The organism is Peteryoungia rhizophila, assembly GCF_004912145.1.
GTDB lineage: Bacteria > Pseudomonadota > Alphaproteobacteria > Rhizobiales > Rhizobiaceae > Allorhizobium > Allorhizobium rhizophilum.
Genome location: NZ_STGT01000002.1, coordinates 627,803 through 642,870, shown reverse-complemented (window position 1 = coordinate 642,870; position 15,068 = coordinate 627,803). Strand labels below are relative to the sequence as shown.

The window sequence follows — 15,068 nt, the reverse complement described above, 5'->3', positions numbered from 1 at the left end:
CTGGGCTTAGGATTGGAAAAGTCGGGAATACTGGATCTCGTGGCGCATGCTGAGGGTGTCCGCAATGATCGTCGCCGAACCGAGATCGTCGAGATCGAGCCGCGCATAGGACGAAGCCGCATCGAGGATCGGTGCCTCCGATGCTGCAAGGATCGAGACACCTCGGGTCTGGCCGATCACGCCCAGACGGATCGCGACCGAGACATATTGCGAGATCTGCGCATGAAGAAAGGCCGCGATCGCATCGACCCTGTCAACGCCATGCGCAGCCGCCACGGCACCGACTGCGACACCGTAAGGAACAGGCCCCACGAGAACATCGATCACCGGATGCGGCCAGGCGGCTGCGGCCTTGACGAAGGCCTCGCCGAGCCGGGTGGTTTCTGCATGGCGCTCGGCCGAGCTGGCCAGCGCCGTGGCGAGCGAGATGATCTCTTCCAGTGATTGCCCCTCGCCTTGAACACGATGCGCCTCGGCCAGCAGGATCGCATCGTTGCGCAGGCCGCCATGGGCAAGCAAGACACCGAGCCAGGCCTCGACCCCGTCACCATCGCCGACATGCCCTTCGACCACGGCGCTTTCCATGCCAGCCGAATAGGAAAAGCCGCCGACAGGAAAGGCAGGCGAGAGCCAGGCCATCAGCCGCAGCAGCCCCTGACGTCCAGACCGATCCTCGGCACGCGTCTCAGCCATGGCCATGGCCGGTCTCGTGATGGCCTCCGTGCCCGCCATGCGTATGATAGGCGCCACGCACCGGCTGGAACGGCTCGATAACTTCGCTCACGGTGGCACCCAGCCCGGCGAGCATGTCGCGGATGACGTGATCGCGCTGGATCAGGATCCGGTCGGTCTCGATCTGGGCGGCGAGATGCCGGTTGCCCAGATGCCAGGCGAGTTCGACGAGGTGGAGCGCATCGCGCGCACGGATCTCGAAGAGCCGCTCCTCGGACGCCTGGATCTCGATCGTGGTGCCATCATCGAGCATCAGCCTGTCGCCATGATGGAAAAGCACCGCTTCCTTGAGGTCCAGCATGACCATATCGCCATTGTCGAGATGCAGCAGTTTGCGCCTCAGATGACGCCCGTCATGGGGAAGAACGACAATCCCCTCCGGCGCATCCGTGATGAAGCCAGCAGGTTTGAAAGACGTCGCGCGCTGCATGAATACTCCGAGATGGCTGTTTTTTGAACCATGCACAGGAATGAGGCAAGCGGCAAGATCGTTCTTCAGCCTCGCGGCATCGACACACGGGAATTGCGCACGAGGCCCCCCGCCTCATGGGCCGGAGCCTCGACGAAGGGCAGGTTCCGCTCGTGGACCAGCCTGTCACGCCCACAATCCTTGGCGAGATAAAGAGCCCGGTCAGCGGCTGCATAGACGCCCTCCACGCGCCGCCCGGGCATGAATTCCGCGACGCCGATGGAGACCGTCACTGCCAGTTTATTGTCGTCGAATACATTGACATCGGACGCCACGGCCTGGCGGGCCTGTTCGAGCATGGCGAGCCTCTGCTCGACCGTGCCGCCCTTCAGGATGACACCGAACTCCTCGCCACCCAGCCGCGACACGAGGAGCGTATTGCCGAACACCCGGCCAAGGACCACCGCAATCGTCCGGATGACCTCGTCCCCCGCCTGATGGCCGAACCGATCATTGATGCGCTTGAACCGATCGATATCGATGATCGCGAGCGATGCCTCACCATGGACCGTTGCGAGGGTGTCGTTGAAGGCGCGCCGATTGGCAAGCCCGGTCAGGCTGTCCGTCTGGCTGAGACGCTGGAATTCTGCGCGAGAGCAGTCCAGATCACGGATGACGTTTCCCGCGACATAGGCGAGCGTGCCGGAGAGTGTGCCGGCAAACAGCCAGGAAAAGGCGACGATCAGCTTTGCCATCTGTGCCAGCGGCAGGGCGAGAATGTGCAATCCGTAAAGCAGCGGAAGCGAAGCAAAGGCCGCAAGACTGGTGACGATCACAGACCGGAAGCTGACCGCAAGGGCGAAGCTCGAGATCGCGCCCGGAGCCTCGAAGCTCCCGGGATCAATGCTTTGCCATAGCCAGTTGCGGACGAGAATCACTGCATGCTCCCTCATGAACATACGCACTGGATTAGGCCCGGACACTTCCTCAATTGCTAATGCAATCATTCAAATGCAAGAGATCGGGCATATGAATGCGACCCGACCTAAAATGGCCGAATACGCGACAATCGGGAGAATTCGCAGGCTGCCCACCTCCCGCCCCGCGAGCGGATCAAGCCCCCTGATGCAGGTCGATGGAGAGATCGAGCAATTGCGGCAGCGGCGTCCACCAGCCGGTTCGAATCCCGCCAGCGCGCAGCATGGCCGCCGTCCAGGTGTTGCAACCGAGGAAGGCATTGAAGGCACCTTCGGCCTCGAAGAACGCATCGTCCGTGCCATAGGCCGCCCCGGGAACGACGACGGGCATAGCACCTTCCCGCACGAAACTCGCCCGCATCGCCGCGATCAAGCGGCTACGCCCCTCCTGCGTGATATCAAGAGAACGGATCGCCGGATGGGATCGGTCGATCGGTCCTGCGACCGAGACATGCAGCACCGAGCGATCGATCGTCAGCGCTCTCAAGACCGGCATCGGCCGGATGTCGCCCCAGGTCGGCGTCTCGATGTAAAAGGACCGCCCGCCCCAGCCGATGACGAGATACTCGACACCGGGCATATCGAGCGGCAACCCGGCCGGGATGAGATCGGCGAAAGCGGCGCGCACCTCGTCATCCACCGGCAGCGCGATGTCCGTATGGATCGGATTGGCCAGAAGCAGGATCTCACTGCCGGCACCGGCCGAGGCCGCAGCAGGCGTCGTCAGGGGCCGAGGAACGACCGTGCCGAGCATGGTCAGGATAGCCACCACACCTAGGGTATAGACCAGCCCCTTCATAAAAAGCTTCATCTGGATCCGGTTCAATCCACGAGGTCGAGCCTGTTCTCTATCCGGCGTACCGTGTCGGCCATCCGGTCCAGGCGCAAGCCGAGTTCGGCCACACCGCCAGCGTCCGTGCCCTGATCCCGGCGCAGACCGGCCAGACCAATCTCCATACGTGTCAAACGATTGCCCTGCTCGAGCATGGTATCGCGAACATCACGGAGGTCTGCGCGGATCGCACGCAGATGCTCAAGAACAAGATTGTTCACATCATCGGCCATGCCATCTCTCCATCACCCCACCGTCGATGATACATCAGCAAACGATGCCCGCAACCATGAAGAGATCAAGCGCGCATCGGAGGTGCAATGCCTCCCGTCAGAACAGGAAATAGCGCTGCGCCATCGGCAGCTTGGTCGCCGGTTCGCAGGTCAGCAACTCGCCATCGGCGCGCACTTCGTAGGTTTCCGGATCGACCTCGATATGCGGCGTCAAGTCGTTGTGGATCATCGATTTCTTGGAAATGCCGCCGCGCGTGTTCTTGACCGCCACGAGCTGCTTGGCGACGCCGAGGCGATTGCCGAGGCCGGCATCGATGGCCGCCTGGCTGACGAAAGTCACGGACGAATTGGTGCGCGCCTTGCCATAGGCACCGAACATCGGGCGGTAATGCACAGGCTGCGGTGTGGGGATCGAGGCGTTCGGATCGCCCATCGGAGCGGCCGCAATCATGCCCCCCATCAGGATCATGTCCGGCTTCACGCCGAAGAAAGCCGGATTCCAGATCACGAGATCGGCGCGCTTGCCCACTTCGACCGATCCGATTTCATGGCTCACACCATGGGCGATCGCCGGGTTGATCGTGTATTTTGCGATGTAGCGCCTGGCGCGCATGTTGTCGTTATCGCCGGTCTCCGACGGCAGGGCGCCGCGCTGGCGCTTCATCTTGTCGGCCGTCTGCCAGGTGCGGATGATCACTTCGCCGACGCGGCCCATCGCCTGGCTGTCCGACGAAATGATCGAGAAGGCGCCTATATCGTGCAGGATGTCCTCGGCCGCGATGGTTTCCTTGCGGATGCGGCTTTCGGCAAAGGCGATGTCTTCCGGGATCGACGACGACAGGTGATGGCAGACCATCAGCATGTCAAGATGCTCGGCGATCGTGTTGACCGTGTAAGGTCGCGTCGGATTGGTCGACGACGGGATGACGTTCATCTGGCCGCAGATCTTGATGATATCAGGCGCATGGCCACCGCCCGCCCCTTCCGTGTGGAAGGCATGAATGGTGCGGCCACGGATGGCATTGACGGTGTCCTCGACGAAGCCGCTCTCGTTCAGCGTGTCCGTGTGGATCATCACCTGCACATCGTATTGGTCGGCAACCGAAAGGCAGCAGTCGATGGCAGCGGGTGTCGTGCCCCAGTCCTCATGCAGCTTGAGCGAGGTCGCACCACCCAGCACCATTTCCTCGAGCGCACCGGGCAGCGAGGCATTGCCCTTGCCGGCAAAGGCGAGGTTCATCGGGAAAGCATCGGCCGCCTCGATCATCCGTGCGAGATGCCAGGGGCCGGGCGTGCAAGTGGTGGCGAGCGTGCCATGAGCGGGACCCGTGCCGCCGCCGAGCATGCAGGTGAGGCCGGACATCAGCGCCTCCTCGATCTGCTGCGGGCAGATGAAGTGGATATGCGCGTCCATACCACCGGCCGTCACGATCTTGCCCTCGCCCGCGATCGCTTCCGTGCCAGGGCCCACGATGATGTTGACACCCGGCTGGGTATCCGGATTGCCGGCCTTGCCGATCGCGACGATACGGCCGTCCTTGAGGCCGATATCGGCCTTCACGATGCCCCAGTGGTCGAGGATCAGCGCATTGGTGATCACGGTATCGACTGCGCCGTTCGCCCGCGTCACCTGGCTCTGGCCCATGCCATCGCGAATGACCTTGCCGCCGCCGAACTTCACCTCTTCGCCATAGGTGGTGAAATCCTTCTCCACCTCGATGAACAGTTCCGTATCGGCAAGACGCACCTTGTCGCCCGTGGTCGGACCGAACATCGAAGCATAGGCGGCGCGGGACATCTTGAAGGACATGGCGTCAGGTTCCTTGGCAGAGGGAGGAAGCGAAGAGGGGTTGCAGCCGCATCACGCGACCGCTGGCGATATGCTGATCGACCAGTCGCCGTTCGGCATCGAAGGGATGGCCGTCCCAGCCGCTATGGCCGAAGCCGGCAAGGATGATCGAGTCGCTGGCATGGCGAGGGTCGGACAACAGCGCCTGGATCACGACCATGCCGCTGGACGGCACGACATAGGGCTCGGCGCCAAGCGCCAACAGGGCGTCGTCGAGCGCCTCATGCACCGAGCGGTTGATGATCCGATGCTGCTTGCCGTTTGCTGTCGCAAAGGTCTCGAAGCCATCGGTGTAATCGTCGCAAAAATCGTCGAGCTCGGGATGGCTGATCGCGAGCTGCGGCTTGAGATCGGCAAAAAGATCCGGATCGCGCACCGACCAGATCTCGGCGGCGCCCCTTACGGCCTCGCTCTCGCGCCAAGCGGGATCGGCAAGCATGGCAGCGCCCGGACGCCCCGTATTGCAGACGGCGATGACATCGGTCTTACGGCCCGACGATCCGAAATTGCGGCTACCGTTGAAGCGGATGACCATGTCGGCCGCGTCGATCAGGGGAGCTGCCCCCTCATCCACCGCTCCATTGCCCACGATCATGATCTGCCTTGCCCGAGCCATCGCGTCACACCCTCAATAGAGCCCGACCAGCGATTTCAACTCTTCCGTACGGCGCGTCGTAAGGTCCGCAAGGCAGGACGAAATCGTCAACGGCTGCATCGAACCACCCTGCACCGAGTAACCTTCGACATCACAGGCCGCGTCGCGATAGGCGAGCCAGGCACGCTGCGAGACCAGAAGCCGCTTGGCAGCCCCGTTGTCGTCCGAGGGCGGCGACATCTTGTCAAATGCGAGCATGGCGGCGCGAGTCTCGGCCCACTGGGCATTCATTGCGGCATCGGCTTTTCGATAGTCCTCGGCCGCACACTGGTTCATGTCGGCCTGGGTCTGGGCATTGTTGCAATCGACGTTCCGCACATCCTCGCTCGAGGCTGGCGCGTCCTTCAGCAATACGCAGCCACACGTCAGGAGGATCAGACCCCAGTTCATTGAACGCACCATAACAGCTTCCTATTCAGATTAATGGACATGATTAGACTTTGCCCATGATCTGCTGGCGGAAACCATAAACCTCGCGCCCACCCGACAGCGGGATCAGCGTCACCTGGCGGGTCTGGCCGGGCTCGAAGCGCACGGCGGTGCCCGCCGGGATATCGAGCCGCATGCCGCGTGCCTGTTCGCGCTCGAAGATCAGCCCGGCATTGGTCTCGTAGAAATGATAGTGGCTGCCGACCTGCACCGGCCGGTCGCCGCTGTTCGACACCTCCAGCGTCACCGTCGGATGGCCGGCATTGAGTTCGATTTCGCCTTGTGCGGCAATGATTTCACCGGGGATCATCGATCTCTCCTTGAGCGGGTTCAAGCGGCACGCGAAGGCTTGCAGCCTTCGGCTTTGAGAATGCGTTTCGTCGAGGCCGGATTGTTGACGAGCTTGGCAGCGGGCCGCACCGGACGGCGCACGAGTTCGCCACCACAATTCGGGCAGATGCCGGCAAGCGTGGTCTCGGCGCAATCGGCGCAATAGGTGCATTCGAAGCTGCAGATCATCGCCAGGCTCTCCGGCGGCAGATCCGTGTCGCAGCATTCGCAGTTCGGTCGAAGCTCCAGCGCCATGGCACCCTCTCAGCGAATGGGTTCGTGCACGGTCACGAGCTTCGTGCCGTCGGGGAAGGTCGCCTCCACCTGCACGTCGTGGATCATCTCGGCGATGCCTTCCATCACCTGGTCGCGGGTAATGACATGCGCACCTGCCTCCATCAGATCCGCCACAGCCCGGCCGTCTCGCGCGCCTTCGACGACGAAATCGCTGATCAACGCGATCGCTTCCGGATAGTTGAGCTTCACGCCCCGTTCCAGCCGACGACGGGCCACCATGGCGGCCATCGCGATCAGCAGTTTGTCCTTTTCCCGCGGCGTCAGATTCATGCGTGCTCCAATGGCGTGATCGTCAGAGATTCCAGACTTTTGGCACAGACGCGCCCCCGCGCAAGGCCGAAATGACGGGCAACAGGATTTTTCTCAAGGCAAAGCCGTCAGGGGCGGCCACACGGGCAACAAGCTTGCCTTGCCAATGACTTACGCCGCCCATTTCTTCACCGATCTGCTCACGGATTGGGCGGATCAGTGCTTCCGCACGCGGACTGACGAGGATGAGCGTAGCAAAGGCGACGCGGCCGGCAAGGACTGCGGGAGACGCAACGAGTCCGGCGACATCGCCATCCAGCTTCAGCTCTTCGGCATGCAAAAGCTGACCGCCACGACGGATCCGCCAACGGTCGCGAACCAGACCAGCACTCATCGCCTCGCCCATGGCCTTGCGCCCGAGCAGGATCGCCTCGACGGCCAAGAATTCGGCGTCCTCGGCGAGATCGACTTCCAGCCGACGCGTCAGCGATGCGTTGTCGAAGAGAATGCTTTCCTGCGGCAGCCAATGCATCCTGGCGCCCTCGCCCACCTCGATGCGGGTGGTGATCTGGCCAGTACCGGCAGAGGCCTTGTAGATCTTCTCGCAGGCCTGCGTGGTCGCGGTCAGAAAGCAACCGGGCCCGGCCCTGAAATTCCAGTCGAACTGGTCCCCGCCGGTGATGCCGCCGGCGGTGTTGATGATAACGGCCTCAAGCTCGTCGCTGAAGGTTTCGGGAAGGCGGATCTTCGCCGCACCCTCCTGATAAAGCTCGGCGATGCGCGTGCGCCCGCCGAGCGACTTCGTCACAAGTCGTCCGACACCAACGGCGCGTTGCTGTCTGGTTTGCTGGATGGGCTGCACCTTGTCCCCTGCCCGCCATCGCTGATCGCGGCGGTTTTCTGTTTGTCGCCGCAGGCATTCTCGACCGCGACTGTCGCAATCATCTCGCCGCCCGAGGCCTTGAAGAATTCCCACATTCTATCGGTCGCATCAACCTCGCGGATCGCCTTGTCGTCGTTGTTGGACGCAAGCCGGAAGCGGACCGTGCGGGCCGGCCAGGCGTGGTCGGCGCTGGCAATCACATAGGAGACGACGCTGGTGCCCGCACGGCAACCGGCATAGGTGGCAACGTCGGCATTCTCGCCGGTCTCGAGATTGGCACGCGTCTCGCAGCGGTTCAGCTCGGCCCAGCGGTTGAGCGCCACTTCGCCGCCATAACGCCAATAGGCCCGGCCACCGCCCTCGAACGGATTGACGTGATCTTTCTTGCCCGAGAAGGCGATGATAGAGACCGGCCGACTCGGCTGGCAGCTTTCCCGCCGCGGCTGCCAGACACCGTTTTCTTCGACCGGCGTGCCGGCACGCAGGCCCATGACGAAGCCGGCGGCGGCGAAATCGCCGAAGCCATTGCAGATATATTGCGACAGCATGCGCCCGCCGCCGGAATAGCCCGAGGCGTAAACCTTGGTGGCGTCGATGCAGAGCTTATCTTTTGCGATCTTCAGCGCCTCACGAATGGCGGCGGACTCATCCGCGCCCTCACCGGCGGTAACACCGGGCACGTTCCAGGCATGCGTACCCGGCAACTCGCCCTTCAGGCTGCCGGCCAGCGCCATAACGACGAAGCCTTCGCGCTCGGCAACCTCGTTCCAGTGGCTGCGGCCGAGCTGCACCTTGGGATTGCTGTTGGAGCCGTGGAAATCGAGAACCAGCGGGACCTTCTTCTTGCCCGTATAGCTCGACGGAATGACATAGATCGCCTCGCGCTCCACACCACCGGACTGGAAAGTGAGGCCATATTGGCCGGGCTCGATCGGGCTGCCGCAAGTGGCCGCCTCAGCAGCAACGGCCGAGAAGCCGAAGAGAAAGAGCCCCGCGACCGCACGAGCAAATACGCCCGTCCGAGCGCGGTGGGATACCGTGCTGGTTGTCATGGATGTGCCTTCTGTTCGCAGATGCGCGTTCAATACCACGCGTGTCCCCAGCATCAACCCGACTTCGCTAATAAATCATCAACCCTGTCTTGCAAAATTACACGGTCAGGTGACGCCGCGCCTCCGGCGTATCGAGCGTCTCCGCAGCACCCTGGTGCACGATCTCGCCGCGATCCATGATGTAAACGTGATCGGCCAGCTCCCGGCAGAAATCGAGATACTGCTCGACCAGCAGGATCGCCATGCCGGTCGTGTCGCGCAAGTAACGGATCGCCCGACCGATATCCTTGATGATCGACGGCTGGATGCCCTCGGTCGGCTCGTCCAGCACCAGGATCTTCGGCCGCGTTACCATGGCCCGCCCGATCGCGAGCTGCTGCTGCTGCCCACCGGACAGGTCGCCGCCGCGCCGCGACAGCATCGTATCCAGCACCGGGAAGAGCGCGAAGATATCATCCGGGATAAAGCGGTCCTTGCGCTCCAGCGGCGCATAGCCGGTCTCGAGGTTTTCCCTGACGGTCAAAAGCGGAAAGATCTCGCGACCCTGCGGCACGTAACCGACGCCGGTTCGCGCCCGGTTGAACGGCGCCATGCCGTTGAGCTTCTGGCCGTTAAAGGTGATCGTCCCGGCCGAGACAGCATGCTGGCCGGTAATGGCGCGTAAGAGCGACGACTTCCCGACCCCGTTGCGACCGAGCACGCAGGTGATCTTGCCCATCTCGGCATTGATGGAAACGCCGCGGAGCGCCTGGGCTGCACCATAGTGAAGATTGACGTTTTCGACTGTCAGCATGGGTTTGTCCCCGTTGTCTTGTTCCCACCTCCCCCTTGAGGGGGGAGGTCGCAGCGAAGCTGCGGGTGGGGGTGATCCTTGTGCGCCCGGTCACCCCAGCCCGGCGCCTTGCGCCGACCCTCCCCCTCAAGGGGAGGGTGAGCGATCACCGCCCCAGATAGTTCTCGATGACCTTCTGGTCATTCGAGACGAAATCGATCGAGCCTTCCGCCAGCACCGAGCCTTCCGCCAGACACGTCACCTTGACGCCGAGGTCGCGGATGAAGCCCATGTCGTGTTCGACGACGACGACGGAGCGGGTCTTGGCGATTTCCTTGAGGAGAATGGCCGTCTCCGCCGTCTCGGCATCGGTCATGCCGGCGACAGGCTCGTCAACGAGCAGCAACTTCGGCTCCTGAGCGAGCAGCATGCCGATCTCCAGCCACTGCTTCTGTCCATGCGAAAGGTTGGCGGCGAGTTCATCCTTGCGATGGGTCAGGCGTACCGTCTCCAGGATCTCCTCGATGCGCGCCTTGTCCTCGGTCGACAGGCTGTAGAACAGCGTGGCAAAGACGCCGCGCTTGCGGTTCAGCGCCAGCTCCAGATTGTCCCAGACAGTATGGCTTTCGAACACCGTCGGCTTCTGGAACTTGCGGCCGATCCCGAGCTGGGCAATCTCGGCCTCGTCCTTCTTGGTGAGGTCGATCTTGCCACCATCGAAAAAGACCTCGCCGCTGTCCGGCCGGGTCTTGCCGGTGATGATGTCCATCATCGTCGTCTTGCCGGCACCGTTCGGGCCGATAATGGCTCGGAGTTCCCCGGGCTCGACGATGAAGGAGAGCGAGTTCAACGCCTTGAAGCCGTCAAAGGAAACGGAGACGCCGTTGAGATAGAGCAGGCTGGACGTGGTCTTGTCGCTCATCACATCACTCCGCAGCCACGGGGGCCGATTGGGGTTTCACGTCGGTGTTGGCTGCATCCTTGTCGGCCTCGCGGGCATAGTCCTTGCGCTTCGCGAGATAGGCCTGGACGGTGCCGACGATGCCTTTGGGCAGGAAGAGCGTGACGAAGATGAAGAGGCCACCCAGCGCAAACAGCCAGAGGTCGGGGAAGGCGCCGGTAAAGTAGCTCTTGCCGACATTGACAAGGATCGCGCCGATGATCGGCCCGATCAGCGTGCCGCGCCCGCCGACGGCCGTCCACACGACCACTTCGATGGAGTTAGCAGGCGCAAACTCGCCCGGATTGATGATGCCGACCTGCGGCACGAAGAGCGCGCCGGCAATGCCCGCCATCATCGCAGAGACGACGAAGGTGAAGAGCTTGATGTTCTCGACCCGGTAACCGAGGAAACGCACGCGGCTTTCCGCATCGCGCACCCCGACCAGCACCTTGCCGAATTTCGACCGGGTGATACCCGAGGCAATGACAAGGCAGAGCGCCAGGAAGATCGCCGAGAGCGCAAAGAGCACGGCACGCGTACCGTCCGCCTGGACGGAAAAGCCGAGGATCTCCTTGTAGTCGGTCAGGCCATTGTTGCCACCGAAGCCCATGTCGTTGCGGAAGAAGGCCAAGAGCAGCGCATAGGTCATCGCCTGGGTGATGATCGACAGGTACACGCCATTAACACGACTTCTGAAGGCGAACCAGCCGAAGACGAAGGCGAGCAGGCCGGGTACGATCAGCACCATCGCCATGGCGACGGGGAACATGTCCATTCCGTACCAGAACCAGGGAAGTTCCTTCCAGTTCAGGAAGACCATGAAGTCAGGCAGGATGGGGTCGCCATAGACGCCGCGGGAGCCGATCTGACGCATCAGATACATGCCCATGGCATAACCGCCGAGCGCGAAGAAAGCGCCGTGGCCGAGCGAGAGGATCCCGCAGTAGCCCCAGACGAGATCGAGTGCGAGCGCCAGCAGCGCATAGCAGAGATACTTGCCGAGCAGCGACATGATGTAGGTCGGCACATGAAGCGCGCTGTCGGGCGGCATGAGCAGGTTGAGCGCTGGAATGAGCAATGCGAAGGCGACGAGGATGCCGGCGGCAATGAGGATCTTGCCTTCGAGTGCTCGCAGAATGAAGCCGGTAATCATGCTTCCACCGCCCTTCCCTTGAGCGCGAACAGGCCGCGCGGACGTTTCTGAATGAAGAGGATGATCAGCACGAGCACCAAGATCTTGCCGAGCACGGCGCCGACCGAGGGTTCGAGGAACTTGTTGAGGATGCCGAGCGACAAGGCGCCGACCAAAGTGCCCCAGAGATTGCCGACCCCGCCGAAGACCACGACCATGAAACTGTCGATGATGTAGGACTGGCCAAGGTTCGGAGAGACGTTGTCGATCTGGCTGAGGGCCACCCCGGCAATGCCGGCGATGCCCGAGCCGAGCGCGAAGGTGAAGGCATCAACCCAGGGCGTGCGAATGCCCATGGACGAGGCCATGCGGCGGTTCTGGGTTACCGCGCGCATCTGCAGGCCGAAGGCAGAGCGCTTCATCAGGGCCAGCAGCGCAAAGAAGATGGTCAGCGAGAAAAGCACGATCCACATGCGGTTCCAGGTGATCGTCAAACCGCCCAACGCAAACGAGCCGGACATCCAGGACGGATTGCCGACTTCCTGATTGGTCGGGCCAAAGATCGTGCGGATCGTCTGCTGGAGGATCAGCGAAATGCCCCATGTCGCGAGCAGAGTTTCCAGCGGCCGACCATACAGGAAGCGAATGACGCCGCGCTCGATGACGAGCCCGATGGCAGCCGTCACCAGGAAGGCAACGGGAAGCGCGATTGCCAGCGACCAGTCGAAGAGATCGGGATAGCTAGTGCGGATGACCTGCTGCACCATGAAGGTGGAATAGGCACCGATCATCACCATCTCGCCATGCGCCATGTTGATGATGCCCATGACGCCGAAGGTGATGGCAAGGCCGATGGCCGCGAGCAGCAGCACCGAGCCGAGCGAGATGCCGTACCAGACGTTCTGGCCCATGTCCCAGAACAGGAGGCTACTCTCGATCTTCGCAATTGCCGAGTCGAGATCGGGCCGAAGGCTTTCGTCGATGGTGGACGACACCGACATCAGGATGCCGATGGCTTCTCGCCCGCCGAGCGAGGCGACGGTGTCGATGGCGATACGCTTTTCTTCGGCGGACCGATCGGAGGCAAGAACCGAAACGGCCCGAGCCTCTTCCATACGCGCCTTCACCTGGGCGTCCTGCTCGGTCGCCAGCGCTGCTTCGACGAGGTCGAGATTTTCAGCGCTCGGCGATTGCAGCACGGCCTGCGCCGCAGCCAGCCGGACGCTGCGGTCAGGGCTGAGCAGCGTCAAACCGCCCAAGGCGGAGCGGATGGCGCGGCGTAGCGTGTTGTTGACCCTGATCTTCGTAAATGCGCCCTTTGGCTCCTCGGCGATCGTCTCGCCCGAAAGGGGATCGATCGCTGCGAGATTGCTGCCCGCAGCCTTGGTGATGACCACCTGATTGTCCGACTTGCGCAGATAGAGATCGCCTTCGGCAAAGGCTTCGAGTGCCGGAACGACACGCGGATCGCCGGTTGCGGCGATCTGGCCGAGCAGCTCTTCGGCCTGCTTGAAATTGGCCTTGCCGAGTGCGTTGAGCAGATCCTTGGCATCGCTCTGCGCCATGGACGGCGCGGCGAAGGCGAAGAAGGTGAAAAGCAGTGTGATGAAACGGATAAGCATTCTCTTGTCCCCCGGTTGGCGGGGCGGCGGAGCCTGAAAAGCCCCTCATCCGCCTGCCGGCACCTTCTTCCCGTAAACGGAGAGAAGGGGTAGTTCCGCTGTAAGCGGTCCGCGAACACCCTCCCCTTGACGGGGAGGGTCGAACCGAAGGTTCGGGGTGGGGTGACCCTGTGCGTGAGTTCACCCCACCCATCGCTGCGCGATGGCCTCCCCCCTCAAGGGGGAGGTGTAGGAAAGCCGATCAGCTACCCTTGCCGCCGCACTTGCCGGTGGCAACGTTGAAGTTGCCGCATTCCATTGGCTTGCGCCAATCGGAGATCAGGTCCTTGGAGTCGGGCAGGTAATCCGACCATTCGTCACCGACGACGGACGGGGTCTGCTGGACGATTTCGAACTGGCCGTCGGCCTGGATTTCGCCGATCAGCACCGGCTTGGTGATGTGGTGGTTCGGCATGACGGTCGAGGTGCCGCCAGACAGGTTCGGGACGGAGACGCCGATGATCGAGTCGAGAACGGCGTCGGTTTCGGTCGTGCCGGCAGCTTCGACAGCAGCAACCCAGGCCTGGAAGCCGATATAGGCTGCTTCCATCGGGTCGTTGGTCACGCGCTTGTCGTTCTTGGTGAAGGCATGCCAGGTCTCGATGAACTCGGCATTGACGGGTGCGTCGACGGACTGGAAGTAGTTCCAGGCTGCAAGGTGGCCGACCAGCGGCGTGGTGTCGAGGCCGGCGAGTTCTTCTTCACCGACGGAGAAGGCGACGACTGGAATGTCTTCGGCCTTGATGCCCTGGTTGCCCAGTTCCTTGTAGAAGGGAACGTTCGCATCACCGTTGATGGTCGAGACCACAGCGGTCTTCTTGCCGGCCGAACCGAACTTCTTGATGTCGGAGACGATGGTCTGCCAGTCGGAGTGACCGAACGGCGTGTAGTTGATCATGATGTCTTCTTCGGCAACGCCCTTGGACATCAGATAGGCTTTGAGGATCTTGTTGGTCGTCTGCGGATAGACGTAGTCGGTACCGGCGAGAACCCAGCGCTCGACGCCTTCGTTTTCTGCGAGGTAATCGACGGCCGGGATGGCCTGCTGGTTCGGAGCAGCGCCTGTGTAGAAGATGTTGCGCGAGGATTCTTCACCCTCGTACTGGACCGGGTAGAAGAGAATGGAGTTCAGCTCTTCGAACACCGGCAGAACGGATTTGCGCGACGACGAGGTCCAGCAACCGAAGACGGCCGCGACCTTGTCTTTTTCGATCAGCTCGCGTGCCTTTTCGGCAAACAGCGGCCAGTCGGAAGCCGGGTCGACGACGACGGCTTCGATTTTCTTGCCGAGAACGCCGCCCTTCTTGTTCTGCTCTTCGACGAGCATCAGCATGGCGTCCTTCAGCGTCGTCTCCGAGATCGCCATCGTGCCCGACAGCGAATGCAGAACGCCGATCTTGATGGTCTCTTCCTGGGCGAACGCGCCGTGAAAGGCTGTGGTCGACAGCATGGCGCCCAGCAGCGCGCCTGTCAGTTTCATCTTCATGGACATTGTTGTGATCCCCTCTTCTTGGTCGCAACCGGTCGGTTAATGAGCGTTAACCGTTGCTGAAGGGGACTATCCGATGCTGCGCCGCGAAAACGTATACGTCGTTTAACGTAGGTCGGGGGGTAAAACGTGGAATTCGGGGCC

At 62.2% G+C, this 15,068-nt stretch carries 18 protein-coding genes; all 18 read right to left on the bottom strand.

All coding sequences use genetic code 11. The features are described from left to right. Positions 1–6 precede the first annotated feature (6 nt). On the bottom strand, positions 7–699 hold the full coding sequence (locus E9677_RS08975) for an urease accessory protein UreF (protein WP_205910119.1): 693 nt from the start codon (positions 697–699) through the stop codon (positions 7–9). Beyond that, a complete protein-coding gene (gene ureE, locus E9677_RS08970) occupies positions 686–1,162 on the bottom strand; it encodes an urease accessory protein UreE (protein ID WP_136557750.1) in 477 nt (158 codons plus the stop codon). Before ureE ends, E9677_RS08975 begins: the two co-directional genes overlap by 14 nt. A 65-nt stretch (positions 1,163–1,227) precedes the next feature. After that, positions 1,228–2,079 (bottom strand): GGDEF domain-containing protein, encoded by an 852-nt coding sequence (locus E9677_RS08965; protein ID WP_235882895.1) that lies wholly within the window; start codon positions 2,077–2,079, stop codon positions 1,228–1,230. A gap of 175 nt (positions 2,080–2,254) precedes the next feature. Beyond that, positions 2,255–2,929, bottom strand: coding sequence for a TIGR02117 family protein (locus E9677_RS08960; protein WP_136557748.1), 675 nt, complete (start codon positions 2,927–2,929; stop codon positions 2,255–2,257). A gap of 11 nt (positions 2,930–2,940) precedes the next feature. Further along, positions 2,941–3,183: a hypothetical protein gene (locus E9677_RS08955; protein ID WP_136557747.1), complete on the bottom strand. Its 243-nt coding sequence runs from the start codon at positions 3,181–3,183 to the stop codon at positions 2,941–2,943. A gap of 97 nt (positions 3,184–3,280) precedes the next feature. Then, positions 3,281–4,993: an urease subunit alpha gene (gene ureC, locus E9677_RS08950; protein WP_136557746.1), complete on the bottom strand. Its 1,713-nt coding sequence runs from the start codon at positions 4,991–4,993 to the stop codon at positions 3,281–3,283. A gap of 4 nt (positions 4,994–4,997) precedes the next feature. Beyond that, positions 4,998–5,648 (bottom strand): Urease operon accessory protein, encoded by a 651-nt coding sequence (locus E9677_RS08945; RefSeq protein WP_136557745.1) that lies wholly within the window; start codon positions 5,646–5,648, stop codon positions 4,998–5,000. A gap of 12 nt (positions 5,649–5,660) precedes the next feature. Beyond that, complete coding sequence (locus E9677_RS08940; protein WP_136557744.1) at positions 5,661–6,089, bottom strand: lysozyme inhibitor LprI family protein; 429 nt, start codon at positions 6,087–6,089, stop codon at positions 5,661–5,663. A gap of 31 nt (positions 6,090–6,120) precedes the next feature. Then, positions 6,121–6,426 carry an urease subunit beta gene (locus tag E9677_RS08935; RefSeq protein WP_136557743.1) on the bottom strand — a complete coding sequence of 102 codons (306 nt, stop codon included), beginning with the start codon at positions 6,424–6,426 and terminating at the stop codon, positions 6,121–6,123. A 20-nt stretch (positions 6,427–6,446) separates the two neighbouring features. Further along, positions 6,447–6,701: a DUF1272 domain-containing protein gene (locus E9677_RS08930; protein WP_136557742.1), complete on the bottom strand. Its 255-nt coding sequence runs from the start codon at positions 6,699–6,701 to the stop codon at positions 6,447–6,449. A 9-nt stretch (positions 6,702–6,710) separates the two neighbouring features. Continuing rightward, positions 6,711–7,013, bottom strand: coding sequence for an urease subunit gamma (locus E9677_RS08925; protein ID WP_136557741.1), 303 nt, complete (start codon positions 7,011–7,013; stop codon positions 6,711–6,713). 22 nt (positions 7,014–7,035) lie between these two features. After that, positions 7,036–7,854 (bottom strand): urease accessory protein UreD, encoded by an 819-nt coding sequence (locus E9677_RS08920; RefSeq protein WP_136557740.1) that lies wholly within the window; start codon positions 7,852–7,854, stop codon positions 7,036–7,038. Continuing rightward, positions 7,797–8,927, bottom strand: coding sequence for an alpha/beta hydrolase family esterase (locus tag E9677_RS08915; RefSeq protein ID WP_136557739.1), 1,131 nt, complete (start codon positions 8,925–8,927; stop codon positions 7,797–7,799). The genes E9677_RS08920 and E9677_RS08915 overlap by 58 nt, the downstream gene beginning before the upstream one ends. A 97-nt stretch (positions 8,928–9,024) precedes the next feature. Further along, on the bottom strand, positions 9,025–9,720 hold the full coding sequence (gene urtE / locus E9677_RS08910; RefSeq protein ID WP_076394237.1) for an urea ABC transporter ATP-binding subunit UrtE: 696 nt from the start codon (positions 9,718–9,720) through the stop codon (positions 9,025–9,027). A gap of 145 nt (positions 9,721–9,865) precedes the next feature. After that, positions 9,866–10,621, bottom strand: a complete 756-nt coding sequence (gene urtD / locus E9677_RS08905; protein ID WP_136557738.1) for an urea ABC transporter ATP-binding protein UrtD — start codon at positions 10,619–10,621, stop codon at positions 9,866–9,868. Positions 10,622–10,625: 4 nt separating this feature from the next. Further along, a complete protein-coding gene (gene urtC, locus E9677_RS08900) occupies positions 10,626–11,795 on the bottom strand; it encodes an urea ABC transporter permease subunit UrtC (RefSeq protein ID WP_136557737.1) in 1,170 nt (389 codons plus the stop codon). Then, positions 11,792–13,396: an urea ABC transporter permease subunit UrtB gene (gene urtB / locus E9677_RS08895; RefSeq protein ID WP_136557736.1), complete on the bottom strand. Its 1,605-nt coding sequence runs from the start codon at positions 13,394–13,396 to the stop codon at positions 11,792–11,794. Before urtB ends, urtC begins: the two co-directional genes overlap by 4 nt. Before the next feature lie 241 nt (positions 13,397–13,637). Further along, a complete protein-coding gene (gene urtA / locus E9677_RS08890) occupies positions 13,638–14,927 on the bottom strand; it encodes an urea ABC transporter substrate-binding protein (RefSeq protein WP_136557735.1) in 1,290 nt (429 codons plus the stop codon). Positions 14,928–15,068 lie beyond the last annotated feature (141 nt).

Coding starts and splice junctions, on each gene's coding strand:
- ureE (WP_136557750.1), bottom strand. CDS start 1,162: ATGCAGCGCGCGACGTCTTTCAAACCTGCTGGCTTCATCACGGATGCG.
- E9677_RS08940 (WP_136557744.1), bottom strand. CDS start 6,089: ATGGTGCGTTCAATGAACTGGGGTCTGATCCTCCTGACGTGTGGCTGC.
- E9677_RS08925 (WP_136557741.1), bottom strand. CDS start 7,013: ATGAATCTGACGCCGCGGGAAAAGGACAAACTGCTGATCGCGATGGCC.
- E9677_RS08930 (WP_136557742.1), bottom strand. CDS start 6,701: ATGGCGCTGGAGCTTCGACCGAACTGCGAATGCTGCGACACGGATCTG.
- E9677_RS08955 (WP_136557747.1), bottom strand. CDS start 3,183: ATGGCCGATGATGTGAACAATCTTGTTCTTGAGCATCTGCGTGCGATC.
- urtB (WP_136557736.1), bottom strand. CDS start 13,396: ATGCTTATCCGTTTCATCACACTGCTTTTCACCTTCTTCGCCTTCGCC.
- urtD (WP_136557738.1), bottom strand. CDS start 10,621: ATGAGCGACAAGACCACGTCCAGCCTGCTCTATCTCAACGGCGTCTCC.
- E9677_RS08975 (WP_205910119.1), bottom strand. CDS start 699: ATGGCCATGGCTGAGACGCGTGCCGAGGATCGGTCTGGACGTCAGGGG.
- urtA (WP_136557735.1), bottom strand. CDS start 14,927: ATGTCCATGAAGATGAAACTGACAGGCGCGCTGCTGGGCGCCATGCTG.
- urtC (WP_136557737.1), bottom strand. CDS start 11,795: ATGATTACCGGCTTCATTCTGCGAGCACTCGAAGGCAAGATCCTCATT.
- urtE (WP_076394237.1), bottom strand. CDS start 9,720: ATGCTGACAGTCGAAAACGTCAATCTTCACTATGGTGCAGCCCAGGCG.
- E9677_RS08945 (WP_136557745.1), bottom strand. CDS start 5,648: ATGGCTCGGGCAAGGCAGATCATGATCGTGGGCAATGGAGCGGTGGAT.
- E9677_RS08960 (WP_136557748.1), bottom strand. CDS start 2,929: ATGAAGCTTTTTATGAAGGGGCTGGTCTATACCCTAGGTGTGGTGGCT.
- E9677_RS08935 (WP_136557743.1), bottom strand. CDS start 6,426: ATGATCCCCGGTGAAATCATTGCCGCACAAGGCGAAATCGAACTCAAT.
- E9677_RS08915 (WP_136557739.1), bottom strand. CDS start 8,927: ATGACAACCAGCACGGTATCCCACCGCGCTCGGACGGGCGTATTTGCT.
- ureC (WP_136557746.1), bottom strand. CDS start 4,993: ATGTCCTTCAAGATGTCCCGCGCCGCCTATGCTTCGATGTTCGGTCCG.